This window comes from Streptomyces sp. CB02261, assembly GCF_001905665.1.
GTDB lineage: Bacteria > Actinomycetota > Actinomycetes > Streptomycetales > Streptomycetaceae > Streptomyces.
Map to the genome: position 1 here is coordinate 495566 of NZ_LIVX01000007.1, position 15421 is coordinate 510986.

At 75.5% G+C, this 15421-nt stretch carries 9 protein-coding genes; 3 read left to right on the forward strand and 6 right to left on the reverse strand.

Annotation, left to right across the window (positions count from 1 at the left end; all coding sequences use genetic code 11):
- Positions 1 to 59: 59 nt before the first annotated feature.
- Together AMK29_RS24835 and AMK29_RS24840 are read left to right on the forward strand one after the other, a co-directional pair.
- Positions 60 to 3029, forward strand: coding sequence for a helix-turn-helix transcriptional regulator (locus tag AMK29_RS24835; protein WP_073816892.1), 2970 nt, complete (start codon positions 60 to 62; stop codon positions 3027 to 3029).
- A 209-nt stretch (positions 3030 to 3238) separates the two neighbouring features.
- On the forward strand, positions 3239 to 5065 hold the full coding sequence (locus tag AMK29_RS24840; protein ID WP_073816895.1) for an AfsR/SARP family transcriptional regulator: 1827 nt from the start codon (positions 3239 to 3241) through the stop codon (positions 5063 to 5065).
- A 579-nt stretch (positions 5066 to 5644) separates the two neighbouring features.
- Here AMK29_RS24840 and AMK29_RS24845 read toward each other — a convergent pair.
- Genes AMK29_RS24845 through AMK29_RS24870 form a run of 6 tightly spaced genes read right to left on the reverse strand, consistent with a single transcriptional unit; the run spans position 5645 to position 13651 of the window.
- The gene (locus AMK29_RS24845) at positions 5645 to 7798 is read right to left on the reverse strand and encodes a prolyl oligopeptidase family serine peptidase (protein ID WP_241845683.1); all 2154 of its coding nucleotides are present in this window, start codon (positions 7796 to 7798) and stop codon (positions 5645 to 5647) included.
- A complete protein-coding gene (locus tag AMK29_RS24850) occupies positions 7795 to 9207 on the reverse strand; it encodes an MFS transporter (protein ID WP_073816899.1) in 1413 nt (470 codons plus the stop codon). The genes AMK29_RS24845 and AMK29_RS24850 overlap by 4 nt, the downstream gene beginning before the upstream one ends.
- Positions 9204 to 10133, reverse strand: coding sequence for a DUF6895 family protein (locus AMK29_RS24855; protein WP_073816902.1), 930 nt, complete (start codon positions 10131 to 10133; stop codon positions 9204 to 9206). Before AMK29_RS24855 ends, AMK29_RS24850 begins: the two co-directional genes overlap by 4 nt.
- Positions 10134 to 10135: 2 nt before the next feature.
- The gene (locus AMK29_RS24860; RefSeq protein WP_073816906.1) at positions 10136 to 11446 is read right to left on the reverse strand and encodes a radical SAM protein; all 1311 of its coding nucleotides are present in this window, start codon (positions 11444 to 11446) and stop codon (positions 10136 to 10138) included.
- Positions 11443 to 12408 carry a DUF6895 family protein gene (locus AMK29_RS24865; RefSeq protein WP_073816909.1) on the reverse strand — a complete coding sequence of 322 codons (966 nt, stop codon included), beginning with the start codon at positions 12406 to 12408 and terminating at the stop codon, positions 11443 to 11445. Before AMK29_RS24865 ends, AMK29_RS24860 begins: the two co-directional genes overlap by 4 nt.
- Positions 12380 to 13651, reverse strand: a complete 1272-nt coding sequence (locus tag AMK29_RS24870) for a glycosyltransferase (protein ID WP_073816913.1) — start codon at positions 13649 to 13651, stop codon at positions 12380 to 12382. The genes AMK29_RS24865 and AMK29_RS24870 overlap by 29 nt, the downstream gene beginning before the upstream one ends.
- A 638-nt stretch (positions 13652 to 14289) precedes the next feature.
- Here AMK29_RS24870 and AMK29_RS24875 point away from each other — a divergent pair.
- The gene (locus AMK29_RS24875) at positions 14290 to 15375 is read left to right on the forward strand and encodes a radical SAM protein (RefSeq protein ID WP_073816916.1); all 1086 of its coding nucleotides are present in this window, start codon (positions 14290 to 14292) and stop codon (positions 15373 to 15375) included.
- Positions 15376 to 15421 lie beyond the last annotated feature (46 nt).

Genomic DNA, 15421 nt, shown 5'->3' on the forward strand with positions numbered 1-15421 from the left:
GGGCCGGGGTGATCCCCGGCCCCCTGCCGCCGGCGAAAAGGAGCAAGTAACCTGCGCCCATGCGAGCGACGTCGTCGGTCATCGTGGGGCGGGAAGCCGAGATCGGGCTGCTTGACGATGCCCTGGAGGGCGTCCGAAGGGGCGCCGGGCGGGCGGTGTTCCTCGTCGGCGAGGCGGGGATCGGCAAATCCCGGCTGGCCGGCGAGTGCGCCTTCCGCGCGTACGACCGGGACATGCCGGTGCTGCGCGGCCGCGCCACGTCCACCGGACTCGTGGTGCCGTTCCGGCCGTTGATCGAGGCGCTGTCCTCGCGCTTCCGGGCGGCCGGCGCCCCGGACGATCCGGAACTCGTCCCGTACCGCCCCGCGCTCGCCGGCCTCGTGCCGGAGTGGCGGGCCGGCGCGACGGCCCCCGGGTACGCGATCTCGCTGGTCGAGATGGCGGAGGCGCTGCTCAGACTCCTCGCGGTGCTCGGCCGCGAGCGGGGATGCGTGATCCTCCTGGAGGACCTGCACGACTCCGACACCGAGACGATCGCGGTCGTCGAGTACGTCGTCGACAACGTGGCGGACCTGCCGGTCCTGCTGGTGGGCACGCTGCGGCCGGACCCCGGCCCGGCCCTCGACCTCGCGCTCGCCGCGGAGCTCCGCAACACCGCGTCGGTGCGCGAGCTGGAGCCCCTCGACGCCGACGCCGTACGGGACATGGTGGACGCGTGTCTCGACGCCGGTCCCGGCGAGGTGCCGCCGGCCGCCCACCGGCACCTCGCGCAGCGAGCGGGCGGGAACCCGTACCTGGTGGAGGTCTTACTCGCCGACCTGCTGGACACGGGACGGCTGAACAGGACCGAGGGCTGGTGGCAGCTCGCCGATCAGGGCGAGTCGACGGTGCCGACGGGCGCGGTCCGCAGCTGGGCGCGCCGGCTCGACCGGCTCGACGAGCCCGTGCGCGACCTGCTGCTCATCGCGGCCACCCTGGGCGGCCGGTTCTCCGTCGGGGCGCTCAGGGCGGTGACCGGGCTCGACGACCGGGCCCTCTTCGCCCATCTCCGGTCCGCCTCCGAAGCGGGCATCATCGCCCCGGACGGGGCCGCCCACGACGACTACACCTTCCGTCACGTCCTGACGGCCGACGCGCTCCGGGCCTCGCTGCCGCCCGCCGAGCAGGCCGCCCTCGCCCGGCGGGCCGCCTCCGCGATCGAGGAGTCCACCGGCGTACTGTCCGGCGAGGAGCGCCAGTTGGTGGCGACGCTCTGGCTGGCGGCGGGTGACAAGGCGACGGCCTCCCGGCAGTACGCCGAGGTCGGGCGGCAGATGCTGGACGCCGGCGCGTCCGGCTCGGCCGCCGTGCTGCTGGAACGCGCCCGGGGGCTCGCCGCCGACGAGGAACGCGACGCCATCACCGTACGACTGGCGATCGCCGAAGCCGAGTCCGGGCGGCTCGACACGGCCTCCACGCTCCTCGACGACCTGCCGCACGCGCCCGCCGGGTCACGGGCGGCGGAGGAACGGGCCCAGGCCCACACCCAGGTCGCCTGGGTCGCGACCATGGCGGAACAGCAGGAGGAGGCGCGCAGCCGCATCCGGGCGGCCCGCGCCCTCTTCGGGGGCGCGCCGAGCCCGGAGCAGGAGGCGGCACTCGTGGTGGTCGAGGGCCATCTCGCGCTCCTTCCGGGCCGGGACGGCGAGGACGGGCGTGCCCGGCTCAAGGAGGCGGAACGTTCCGCCAGACGTGCCGCGCTCACCGCGGAGCAGGGCGATCGGCCCGTCGTGGCCTGCCGTGCCTGGCAGCTCCTGGCCCTGCTCTCCCGGGAGCGGGGGTTCGACGAGGCCGACGCCTGCCTGGTACGGATGCTCGAAGTCGCCGAGAAGCACCGGCTCGCGGTGTGCCGGGCCGAGGCCCTGGTACGGCTCGGCACCAACGCGTTCCTGCGGACGGGGGAGGCGACCCAGCTGGAGACCGCCCGCGCGGCCGCCCACGAACTCGGCTCCCTCGCCCTGCTCCAGACCGTCGACGGGCTGCTCGCCATGCAGAGCGTGCTGGCGGGGCGGTGGGACCGCGCCCGGGAGATCGTCGAACGGTCCGTGGAGGCCAGCGCCCGCCTCCAGAACCTGTCGGCGCACCGCTATCTGCTCCTCGTCGACGCCATGCTCGCCGCGCACCAGGGGAAGGGCCGCGAACAGGAACGCGCCCTGGCCAGATTCCGCCGCGCGGGCGGTGAGGAGTCGATGCTCGTCCCCGTGCAGCGCGGACTCTGCCAGGCCGTCGGCGCGCTGATGGCGGAGGACCGGGCGAGGGCGACGGCCGAACTCGACGCGGTCACCGCCTGGGAACGGGAACACCCCAGCTTCTTCTACCTCAGCGGACGGTACGGGCTCCGCCCGCTGCTGCGGATCCTCGACGGCGACGACCGCGGCCGGCAGACGTACCACGAGGCCGTCGCCTCCCCCGGCGGACAGCTGGCCTGGAACCGTATGTTCCTCGGCATGGCGGACGCCGTGCTGCGCGGCAGGGACGGCGACCCGGAGGGCGCGCGGTGCGCCGTGGAGGAGGCCGGACGCGCTGCGGCGGTGTTCCCGCAGGCATGGCACCTCGCCCTGCGCCTGGTCGCGGAGGCCGCGCTCGACGACTCCTGGGGCGAGCCCGTGGCATGGCTGCGGACGGCGGAGGAGTACTTCCACGAGGCAGGCGTGCAGCCGGTGGCCGGGGCCTGCCGAGCCGCCCTGCGGCAGGCGGGGATCAGCGTCCCGCAGCGCCGGGGCGGCCGGGAACGGATCCCGGCCGAGTTGCGCACCGCGGGCGTCACCCCGCGCGAGTACGAGGTGTTCGCCCTGCTCGGCGAGCGGCCGGGGAACCAGCAGATCGCGCAGCGCCTGTGCATCTCGCCCCGGACCGTCGAGAAGCACATGGCGAGCCTGATGGCCAAGACCGGCTGCGCGGACCGCTCGGCCCTGTGCGCGCTGTCGGCGGAACGGGCGGAGGAGCAGGCGCGGCCGGCCGGCGCCGCCGCACGGGCGCGGCCGGCCTGACCGGGGAGGTGGGGGCGCCGTCCGGCCGTCGTGGTGGGGGCCGGCGGCCCCGGGATGGGGGCCGCCCCCGCCCGTATGGGGGTCGGGCCCCCCATGTCGCGGCCGACGGGGCCGCGAGTGTACGCGCCCGGCACCGATGTGCGGCGGGTCCCGGGCGAAGGATCATCGAGCGACCGACCAACTCCCGTCCCCCTACGGAGGTTCGATCGATGCCGCGTCCGTCCGCGAGATCCGCAGCGTCACCCGGCACTCTCCGGTTCTCCGTCCTCGGCCCACTCGCCGTGCACCGGGACGAACGGCCGCTGTCTCTCGGCCCGTTGAAGCAGCGCGTCGTCCTCGCGACGCTCCTCGGATCCGCCAACTGCCCGGTGTCCGTCGACGCGCTGACCGACGCGGTCTGGCCCGAGGAGCCCCCGCGGACCGCCCGCAAGAACCTCCAGGTGTACGTGAGCGCCCTGCGCACGCTGCTCGGCGAGGACGACGGGGACCGGCCGCGCCTCACCCACACCGGCGGCGGATACGTGCTGCGCGTGGCGGAGGACGAGTTCGACCTCCTGCGGTTCCGCGCCCTCGTGCGGGCCGCCGAGGGACAGCGGCCCGCACCCGCCGCCCGGCTCCTCCGGCAGGCCCTCGGCCTGTGGCAGGGCCCGCCACTGGGTGACGACCTGCGGCAGTCGCCCCGGCTGGCCGAGGAGGCCGAGCGGCTCGAACTGCGTCATCTGACGGTCTACGAGAGCTGGGCCGAGACGGAGTTGGGTCTCGGCGGCGCGCCGGCCGTCGTCGAGGGGCTGCGCGACCTGGTGGAGCGGCACCCGCTGCGCGAGCGCCTCAGATCCGCCTGGATGTGCGCGCTGCACGCGTCCGGCCGGCAGGCCGAGGCGCTCGCCGTGTACGACGACTACCGCCAGCTCCTCGCCCGGGAGCTGGGACTCGAACCGAGCGGCGCCATGGCGGCCCGGTACCGTGCGATCCTCGCGGGCGACGACCGCGCCGGGGCACCCGGCCCCGCCGCCGCGCCCCCCGCCGTCAGCCGCCCGGCCCCCGTCGTCCTGCCGCCCGATCTCGTCGACTTCACCGGCCACGGAGAGGAACTGCGCCACCTCGTCGACGTGCTGGAGGACGAGGACTCCGCCGGGGTCGTGCTGCTGTCGGGCCCCGCCGGGGCCGGGAAGACCACGCTGGCGGTGCGCGCCGCCCATCTGCTCGGCGAGCGGTACGCCGACGGGCGGATCTGCGTGTCCCTGCGGGCGCCGGACGGCCGCCCCCGCCCGCAGGCCTCCGTCCTCGCCGAGCTCGGCGAACGGACGGGCCGGCCGGGGTTCTCCGGGCCCGGCGCGTGGCGCGACTGGCTCGCGGAGCACCGCGTCCTGGTGATCCTGGACGACGTTCCCGAGGAGAGCGCCGTCCGTCCCCTGCTCCCGTGCGGCGGACAGGGCAGGGTGCTGCTCACCGCGCGCGGTCAGCTGGGCGGCCTCGCACCGGTGCACCGGGTGTCCGTCCCGCCGCTCGGCGTCGCGGAGGCGCTCCAGCTCCTCACGGGACTGGTCGGCGCGAGCCGGGTGCGGGCCGACCGGGAGGCCGCGCTGCGCATCGTGCGTGCCTGCGGCGGGTCGCCGCTGGCGGTCCGGGTCAGCGGGATGCGGCTCGCGGTGCTCCGCCACGTACCGCTGCGGGAGTTCGCGGACCGGCTCACCGACCCCGCCGGGGCGCTGGACGAGCTGACCTCCGGGGACGTGTCCGTACGGCGATGGCTCGCCGACGGCTGGGAGGCGCTGCCCGCGGAGTGCGGCCGGGACGCGGGGCGGCTGGCGGCGGGCACGGGGGACGGTCCGTTCGGCCTGAGCGAGGCGGCGGAGGCCCTCGGGTGCGACGAGCGGCATGCCGTACGGGTGGTGGAGGCGCTGATCGACGCCGGGATGGTCACCTCACCGGTTGGCGAGGTCACCGCGCACGCGGCTCTGTACGAACTCCCGCACCTGGTACGGCTGTACGCACGCGGCACCCGGACGGGAACGCCGGTCCTGACCCCGGGCTGACCGGCGGCGCGACCACGGACCCGGACCCCACGCGCGCGGGAGGCTCGCGCCGTCCGGCCAAGGCCCCCGCGCGCGTGGGGCGGCACGGACCCGCCCGGCTAGGGCTTCCCGCGCGGGGGTCCCGCGTGTGCGGGGCGGCCGGCCCGCCCCGGGCAGGGCTTCCCGCGCGCGTGGGGCGGCTGGGCCCCGTACCGGTCGGGACGTTCCCCGCGTGCGTAGGCCTGCGCGGGCGGGGGTCCGCGCGCGTGGCGCTGCGTGGGCCCATGGCCAACGCCCGGCGCGCGTGGGGCTGCTGGGCCCCGTACCGGGCGGAGCGTTCCCCGCGTGCGTACGCCTGCGCGGGCGGAGGTCCCGCGCGCGTGGTGCTGCTCGGGCCCATGGCCAACGCCCCGCGCACGTGGGGCTGCTTGCGTCCGTCCGGCAGGGTCCCCGCGCGCGTGGCGCCGCTGGGGTCGGCCCCGGCCGGGGCCTCCCTCGCGTGCGTACGCCCGCCGGACCCGGCCGGCACGCGTGCGTGCGGGCGTACCCCGCGAGCTCGTCCGGGTCGCCCCACCGTCGGGGCGCCCCCTCAACCCCGCCTCAGGTCGCCGCCACCGGCGACCTCTCCGGGGCCTGGAGGCCCACCCGTTCCGCGAGGAACGCCAGGCACTCGGCCTGCAGGGCCACCGCGCGGGACGCGGCGCGGTCGGCGTGCCCGACGCCGCGTTCGAGCCGCAGCACGATCGGTCCGGGGCCCGAGGAGGCGTGCTGGAGCGCGGCGCACATCTTGCGGGCGTGCAGCGGGTCGGTCCTGGTGTCGCCGTCCGCGGCCGTCAGGAGCACCGCCGGGTACCGGGTGCCCGGCGTGACGCGGTGGTACGGCGAGTAGCCCAGCAGCGTCGGCAGCAGCTCGGGGTCCCGCGCGCTGCCGTACTCGGGCGTCCAGCTGGGTCCGAGGCCGGACAGTTCGTAGCGGACCATGTCCAGGAGCGGGGCCATGCACACCACGGCGGCGTACTTCTCCGGCTGCTGGGTGAGGGCCGCGCCGACGAGCAGCCCGCCGTTGGAGCCGCCCATGATCGCGAGCCGGCCCGGTTCGGTCCAGCCCGCCGAGACCAGCCGGTCGCCGGCGGCGGCGAAGTCGTCGAAGGTGTTCTGCTTGTGCTTCCCGCTGCCGGCCCGGTGCCACGCCTCGCCCTCCTCGCCGCCGCCGCGCAGCCCGGCCCAGGCGAACACCCCGCCCGCCCGGACCCAGGCGAGGACCAGGGCGCGGTACCGGGGCGACATCGTGCGGCCGAAGCCGCCGTACCCGGTGAGCAGCGTCGGACGCGGCACGTCCGGGCGGTCGGTGGGGGAGATCACGAACATGCGGACCGTCGTCCCGTCCCGTGAGGGGAAGGCGACCTGCCGGGTGACCGCGCCGCCGACCTCCCGGGCGTCCGGGGCGTCGCGCTCCCAGCGCGTCACCCGGCACGTGCGCGCGTCGAAGCGGAGCACGCGGGGCGGCGTGACGAAGTCGGTGTACGCGAACCAGGCCTCGTGGCTCCCGGGCGGCCCGGCCGAGAAGTCGCCGACGGCGCCGGCGCCCGGCAGCGGGACCGTGGCCACCTGCCGGCCGTCGACCAGGTCGTGCACGGTCACCTCGGCGACCGTGTTCCGGGTCCAGGCCGCGAGGCCGAGCGGGTGTTCGAGCTCCGGACCGGACAGCACGACGAGATGGGTCAGCACCGCGTCGGGCCGTTCGGGGATCACCTCCTGCCAGGCGTCGGGGCCCCGGTGGAGCGCGTCCGGCCGGCAGGCGACGACACGCCCCCGGGCGGCGTCGCGGTCGGTGCGCAGCCACACCCGGTCCTGGGGGGAGGTGCCGGGTACGGCGTGCAGCCGGGTGGCGGCCTCCCTGCCCTCCTGGACCGGCCGCAGCAGCGGGCGTTCGGGCGGCCCGGCGGTCAGGTCGGCGAGGTAGAGGTCGGTGCCGCGGCCGGTGCCGAGCGTGGCCGTGACGCCGAGCCACCGGCCGTCCGCGGTCACGGAGACGCTGTAGAACTGGGTCTTGTCCCGCCCCTCGCCGAAGACGACGGCGTCCGCGTCGGCCGCCGTCCCGACCCGGTGCAGGAACACCCTGCGGTGGTAGCGCTCCTCGCCGGGATGGAGCCGGGGGTCCAGATGCCTGACGTAGTAGAACGCCCCGCCCCCGGGCAGCCAGCCCACCGACGACTTCCGCACCCGGTCCACCGGCCCGTCGACGAGCTTCCCGGTGGCCACGTCCATCACATGGAGCAGCGAGTCCTCCGTGCCGTCCCGGGACACCTGGAAGGCCAGCAGGTCGCCTTCCACGGAGGGTTCCCAGGAGTCGAGCACGGTACGGCCGGACGGGTCGAGGGCTCCGGGGTCGAGGAGCACCCGCTCCGCCGCGTCCGTACCGGCCTCCGCGACCACGAGCACCGGATGCTCCTGGCCGGCGTCCTGCCGCAGCCAGAAGGCCCGCTCGCCGCGGACCTTGGGCGCCCTGGCGCGGTCGACGGCGTCGAGCGCCGCGACCTCCGCCTCCCACCGTTCCAGACCGGGCAGTGCCGCCCGCTCCGCCGCGTACAGAGATTCCTGCTCGGCGCTCCAGCGGCGCGTCGAGGGCGCGTCGCCGTCCTCCAGCCAGCGGTACGGGTCGGGGATCCGCAGCCCGTGGAGTTCCTGGACGACGTCCTGCCGCTCCGCGTGCGGGTACGGGCGCCGTGGGGGTCGCACGTCGTCGGGGGTCACTCGATGCTCCCTCTTTCGTGGTGGGGCGGACGGTGGGCGGGCGCCGCGGCCGTACCGACGGTGTCCTTCCCGGCGGTGTCCGCGGCGGCCTCGTCCGCGGTCGGCGTGCCGGGCAGGGAGAGCCAGGCGTAGACGCCGGACAGCACGACGATCAGCCCGGACACCGCGAAGATCGTGTCGATCGGGCCGAACGAGAGGCCTCCGACCGAGCCCGTGAAACCGTGGAGCACGGAGCCGGCGAGCCAGCCGGACAGGACCGCCGACAGCATCGACGCCAGCTTCGTCACCGGATAGAACACGGCCATCACCCGCCCCCGGTAGTCCGGGGGCGCCGCCGCGAGCAGCAGGGGCGCCATCGCGGTGTTCAGCACGGTGAGCGGGACGGTGAAGACGAACAGCAGGGCGACACCGGCGAGGAAACCGCTCTGGCGCGAGTACGCGACGAGCAGCACCCCGCTCACGAGGAGGCTGATCCACGTGCTCCGCCGCGCCCCGAACCACTGCACCACCCGGCCCGCGCACAGCGCGCCGGTGATGCCGCCGATGCCCATCGCCATCCCCACGTATCCGTAGAGATGGGCCTCCGCGCGCAGGTTGTCGGTGGTGAAGAAGACGTTGAGGGTGCTGAGCGCGCCGATGCCGAACTGGCCGATGACGGCGAGCAGGAGCAGCGCGACGAGGAACCTGCTGCGGGCGAAGAAGCGCAGGCCGTCCGTGAACTCCCGCCGAAGGCCGCCCTTCGGCCGCGAGGCCGGCTTCCGCGCGGCGCCCCGCGCGTCCCCGCCCGTGGCCGGCGGACCCGTCCCGATGGCCCGGATGGCGATGTACGACACCCCGTACGACACCGCGTTGAAGAGCAGGGCCCACTGGAGCCCCGCGGTGAACAGGAGCGGCGCGGCGAGCGGCGGTCCGATGATCCACGCCGTCTCACCGGTGGCCTGCGCGATGCCGGCCGCGCGGGCGCGGTCGGCGTCCCCGGTGACGAGGTCCGCGAGGATCGCGAAACGCGCCGGCGAGAAGAACTGGCCGGCCGCGTGCAGCAGGAGGACCGTCGCGTAGACGAGCGCGAGCCAGACGCCCGCAGGAAGGGCGTCGGTGGGCAGGAACGAGACGACGGTCAGCAGCGCCACCAGCGCGCCCCGGACCGCCTCGCTCAGCAGCATCGTGGCCCGCTTGTCCCAGCGGTCGACGAACACGCCCGCGAGCGGGCCGATGACGAGGACGGCGGCGCTCGACGCCATCAGGACGCCGCTGACCGCCATCGGCGCCCACGTCTCGTCCTTCGCCAGGACGGTCGCCACCCACAGCACCAGGGTGGTGCTGAACACGGCGTCGCCCACGGAGGAGACGGCCTGGCCGAACCACAGCCGGGTGTAGTCGCGGTTGATCAGCGTCAGCCGCGGGGTCATGACGGCCTCGGCGACGCGACGGCGAGCGCCATGAGGGCGGTCACCAGGGTCGTGTGGTACGCCGTGCGGAAGAACTCCTCCGGCGGGGCGGACGGCGGTCCCGCGAGCGCCGCCGACCTTCCCGGCAGCGCGCCGTCGGGCCGCTGGGCCCGCAGCAGGCATTCCACGGCGGCGGCGCCCGACGGCGTGCGCAGCGGATCGCTCCCCAGGATGAACCGGGTGAGGACCAGTTCGGCGGCCAGGTCCCACCAGTCGTGCGTGACGCAGTGCCGCAGCATCCGGTCGACCAGGTCCTCGGCGTGCGCCCGTTCGCCTCCGGTGAGGCCGGGCGTGGTCCGGCCGAAGTCCCCGAGGTAGAAGCCGGTGTGCGTCAGCGCGTACGCCTCCGGGGTGGTGAGCGGCGCCGCGTCCGGCCCCGCGGTGTCCCCGGGGCCGGCGGCGCGGAGCGCGACCAGCGGGCTCAGCGGGGCGAGGTCGGCGTACGGCTCGATGGTGTGCCGGACGCCTGCCTTGTCCGCGTAGTAGCGGAGTTCGATGCGCCGGTACGGCGACCTCCCCGGCGACGAGAGGAACCCGGGGTCGAGCCGGGCGAGCGTCTCCCGGCACAGGGCGTCGTCGATCCCGTCGGGAGCCAGCGCCGCGAAGATCAGCCCGTACGTGGAGGCGTACGCCGGGTCCTCGTCGAACAGCGGCGGGAAGTCCGGGTGCTGCCAGAGCTTCCGGACGAGGGCCGTCGCCCCGTCGAGCTCCTCGGGGACGCCGTCCGGGCGGCTCGCGCAGTGGCAGAGCAGCGCCAGTTCCAGCGCGGCCTTCGCCCTGCCCCGCGTCGAGGGCCCGGCGCCCGTCGAGAACGGGTCGAAGTGCTCCAGGTTCCGTCCCAGCCAGTCGAGCGCGCCGGCCGAGAGCTGCTCCAGGGGGGAGGCCATGGCTACAGGCGCCCCGTCTCACGCAGATGGTCGAGCAGGGCCGTGTCCACCACGTCGCGGAACCGTGCGAGCGTCCGCGCGTTCTCGTCGAAGCGGTACAGGTCCTGGCAGGCGATCCACCGGTCGCGGGTCTCCTCGCCGGGCAGATAGCCGTCGGTGACCGTACCGACCTCCCAGTCGGGCTTGCCCGCGGTCTCCCAGCAGCTGGCCAGGGTCCCGTCCGCGCTCACCACCGCTCCGTAGCGGCCGTCGGCGTGCCCGCAGGTGACGCAGGTCTTCCGGGCGCCGGGGCGGCTCACGGTGAAGCCGAGGTCGAGGGCCCTGCGCTGCCACCGGGTGAAGGCGGCCGAGAGTTCGCCGGTGTGCAGCAGGCTGTTGGCGTACCCGACGCCCACGTCTCCGACCCGCGCGAAGTACAGGGTGCACCGCGCCGGGTCGACCGCGCCCACCAGCCGCTCGATGAGCGCGTCGACGCCGTGGAAGGTCTCCTGGGAGACGTTCACCCGCAGCGTCCACTGGATCGGGGACACCTCGGAGGCCTTCACGATGTTGCGGACGATCTTGTCGAAGGTCCCGCTGCCGTCCGCCCTGCCGATCCGGATCCGGTTGTGGTCGGCGCGGTCGCCGTCGAACGTGACCTGGATGGACGTCAGGCCGCGGTCGGAGAGCCGCCGCGCCAGTGACGGGGTGAGCAGCGTCGCGTTGGAGATCATCCAGGCGGAGGTCGGTGCGAGGTCCGCGGCCCGCTCCAGGAGCTCCAGGCAGCCGCGCGGGTTGAGCAGCGGCTCCCCGCCGAAGAGGAGGATCCTGAGCTTCTCCAGGCCGACGGCCGCCATCTGCCGCTCGGTGAAGCCGAGGATCGACGTGATCGTCCCGGAGCTGAGGCGGGTCCTGGCGATCCGGGGCGGACGGCTGCCGCCCGCCTCGTCCTGAGCGGTGTTCTGGAAGCAGTAGCCGCAGCCCAGGTTGCAGTGGGTGCTGGTGAGCACGGTCAGGGCGTAGGCCCGGACCCGGGGGGCCGTGAACATGCCGCTGTCGCGCAGCCGGTCCGCCGCCTCGGGACGCAGGACCCCGTCGGCGGTGACGTGCCGGTCCCCGAGACGGGCCACCCCGCCGGGCCCGAGGAACCACCAGTCACGCTCGCCCCGGAGGAGGCGCGCGCCGGAGGGTACGGGGCTGCCGCCCGTCGCCCGCTCGGTGGTGACGGCCTCGTCGGTGGACGCGGCCCGGTCGGTGGTGGCGGCTTCGTACGGGGACGCGGCCCGGTCGGTGGTGGCGGCCGGGTCGGTGGTCATGGCCTGGTCGATGGTCATCGGTTCTCCCGCACTGTCGTGGCTCCCGCCGTGGAAAGTCCGCCGGTGCGGCGGCCGTTCGTGACGATCAGCGTCGCGAGCGCCGTGACGAGCGTCGCCTGGTAGGACTTCCTGAAGAACTCCACGGGGGTCGCGTCCGCCGGGGCCCGCCGCACGACGGACCGTCCGGGGATCGCGCCGCTCGGCGACTGGACGTCGGCGAGCATCCGGAACCCGGCCGCCCCCGACGGGGTGGCCAGCGGATCGGCGCCCAGGCAGAACTGGGCGAGCAGCAGCTTTCCCACGAGGTCCCATTCGCCGAGCCCCAGGCTGTGTTCCGTGAGCCGCTCCACGACACCGAGCACCTCGGCCCGCTCCTCCTCCGTCAGCCCCGGATCACGCAGACCGAAGTCACCGAGGTAGAAGACGGTGTGCGTGACCACGCACACGTCGACGTCGGCCACGGGCAGCGCGGCGGCCCTGGCCGGCAGGCTGGACGCGTACAGCTCCCGGTACGAGGCGAACCGGTGCTCGGCGCCCGCGAGATCGGCGTGGTACCGGGCCTCCAGATGGAGGTACGGCGACTTCCGGCTCGGCGCCAGATAGCCGTCGGCCGCCAGCCGGGCCAGCACGGCGCGCGGCGCGTCGGCGTCGGTCCCGGCCGGTGCCAGCGCCGCGTACATCAGCTCGAACTGCCGCGCGTACCGGCGGTCGAGGGTGAGGAGCCGTGGGAAGTCCGGTCGCCCCCACGCCTGTTCGACCACGGCGGCCACCTCGGCGAGGGCGGGGTCGTCAGGCGCCGCGTACCCCCAGTGCCGGCGCAGCAGCGCGAGCTGGAGGAGGGCCTTGACGCGCGGGGTCACCGGCAGCTCGGCGTGGCCGGCGGGGGAGTCGAGGAAGCCCGCGTGCTGCCCGATCCAGTGCCGCACACCCGCGGACAGACTCGTCACGGCCTCATCGAGGCCGGCTGGTCGCGTACTCATGGTCCTCCTTCGGGATTGCGGACGCCGGGGTGGCGGTGGGCGCGGGCGCCTGAGCGGCCGGCGGTACGGATGTCCGGGCGGCGGGCGGTACGGACGCGCCGGCGACGCGCTCGACGACGTCGGCCGCGTGCGAGGCGCTGTCCCGCGCGGCGAGGCCGGCACCGAGCGCGCGGGCGCGGGCGCGCAGACCGTCGTCGTGCCACGCCCGCTCCAGCAGCGCCGCCGGATCGGCGGACGGGGCGGCGGGGAGGCGCACGGCCACGCCGGCCCGTACGCAGGCGCCGGTGAGCAGCGGCTGCTCGGAGCCGTTGGGCGAGAGGGCGAGGGGCCGGCCGCGTAGCAGGGCGGCCAGCACCGGGGCGGAGGTGCCGTTCGCCAGCACCATCCCGGCCAGGTCGACGAGCGGGCCCATCCAGGGCTTGCGGACCAGCAGGATGTCGGCGTCCGGCGCGGGCCGGGGCTCGGTGGACCGGCCCTGCTCGACCAAGGCCTGGAACCGGCCGCCGGTGAACGCCTCGTTGAGCCGGGGCCACAGACTGTTGCCCCCGAAGAAGCGGCCCAGGTGGACGTAGACGACGGGTTTGCCGGACCGTGCCACCCGGTCCGTGACCGCCTCGACCTCGGCCGGGTCCGGCTTCGGCTCCCAGGCCAGCGGGCCCACGTGCGTCACGCGCTCGGGGAGTTCCGCGCCCGGGTACTCCAGTGCCGGATCCCCCCGGAGCAGCAGCGCGTCGCCGGGCAGCGGGTCGTCCGCCCACCGGGGCGCGCGCCCCGCCAGGCCGACCTCCTCGCGCGTGGCGGCGTGGATCTGCCGGCAGTCGAGCGTCCTGCTCGCCCGGGTCCTGCCCAGGTGCGGTTCGTCGCCGCCCCCCGTCCGGTAGTCCCACAGATGGACCGAGAGGCCGACCACGACCACCGGAAGGTCCAGCTTCTCGGCGGCGAGCAGGGCGCCGTTGCACAGCACGGAGGTGACCAGCACGTCGGCGCCGGTGTCCCGGGCGGCGCGCAGGGTCGCCCGGTACTGCGCCGGGCCCGTCTTCCCCCACCAGGTGGCGGAGAAGGCCCGTCGCCCGCCGAAGTCCTCCGCGGCCGCGAACGGAAGCCCGGCCTCCGCCGCGACGGGCGCGGCGGTGGACCGGCCGAGCACGCTGACCTGGTGGCCGCGGCGGCGCAGTTCACGTCCGGCCGCGATCGTCGGGTAGAGGTAGCCGCCGTCGCTGAGCGGGCAGAGCAGGATCTTCACGACGTGCGTGCTCCCTCGGATGCGGTGGCGGGCGGGTGGCCGGCCGGCCGGGCCGGAAGGCCGGGCGGTACGGCCGGGATGGGCCGCGGGCCCCCCGGTTCCTGGCAGGATCTGCCGAGAACCGAGTGGCCCGCGCGGTGCTTCAGAACCCGACGACCTCGGTCAGGAGAGGTCGCTGGAGTTGTTGACGATGCAGCCGGCCTCGGCCTCCTCGTCCTCGCTGTGGGCCACGACCTCGATGTCCTCGTCCTCGATCGGCTTCGGGTTCGTGTTCTCGGGCATGTTGTTCCTCCTTGGTCGGCGGCGTCGCTGCGCCGGCTGGGAATGAACGTACGGACGCCCGGTATGGGAACGCCTGGTCGCCGGTTGGAGGCCGGTATGGGACGACGACGGGGGCGCGGAACACCGTGGAACCCCGGCCGCACGCCCCGTCGCACACTCCCGGGCGCACCCCGCCCGAGCCCTCACGACCGCCCCCACCTGCCTCTTAACCGTTTCCCAGGCGTTCCCGAACCGGAAGTGTGGCGCCGCGCGTCACGATCCGGGCGACGCCCCGCGCGACGCACCCATGACGCACCTACGGCGTACGGACGACGTACGAGCGGCGTGCGAGCGCGGAGGAGTACGGAGGAGGAGACGTGGAACTGGCGGAGCTGATCGGCCTGCGGCCGGTGCCCTGCGGCGGCCTCCTGATGGCGCTCACCCGCCGCTGCCCCCTGAGCTGCGCCCACTGCTCCACCGACTCCTCCATGGCGGCGTCCGAGGAACCCGACGCCGGGCAACTGCTGCGCTTCGTCGGCTCGTTCGGCCCGGACGACCGCCCCGACGTGGTCATGCTCACCGGCGGCGAACCGCTGCTGCTGCCGGAGCTGGTCGTCCGTCTTGCGGAGGGCGCGCGCGAAGCGGGGTCCCGAACGGCGCTGCTCAGCGGGATGTTCTTCGCCCGTGACGGGCGCGTCCCGGACCGGATCATGCGGGCGATCACGACCCTCGACCACTTCTCGGCCAGCCTGGACGTCCACCACGAACGCGAGGTCCCGCGCGCGGACGTGCTGCGCGTCCTGCGGTCCGTCCTCGACGCGGGCACCCCCGTCAGCGTCCACCTCACCGGCACCGGACCCGACGACCCGTACCTGGCGGAGGCGGTCGCGGACATCCGCCGCGTCTTCGACGGCCGGGTGCCGCTGCTGGTCAACGAGGTCCGGCCGCTCGGCCGCGCCGCCGGCCTCGTCCGCGCCACACCGCCCGGACCCGGCGGCTCCCGGACCGCGCCGTGCGCCCTCGCCGCCTGGCCGGTCGTCGCCTACGACGGGACCGTGGCCGCCTGCTGCAACCAGTGGACGGTGGACCGGCGCCCGGTCCCCCCGCACCTGCGGCTCGGCCACATCGCCGAGGACGACTGGCCTGCCGTCCGCGCCCGCTCCCTCGACTCCCCGGTGCTGCGCATGCTGCGGACCGTCGGCCCCCAGCGCCTGCACGCCCGGTACACGGCCTCGCCCGCCCCGGCCGGCTACTGCCGCAGCTGCCACGCGCTCGCCGACCGCCCGGACGTCCTCGCGGGCGCCGCCCGTGACGCCGGCGGCCGGGTCGGCGAGGTGCTCGACCGGCTCAGCGCGCGCCAGCAGCTGGCCGCGGGACCCACCGCCCTGGTACGCCGCCTGGGCTGCGCCCGCTACGCGCACCTGGTCGAATCGCCTCCCCCACAGGAGCGGAGCGGCCGATGAGCGAGCGACGCGCACGCGGGGCCGTCGACGTCCGGGCGAGGCGGCC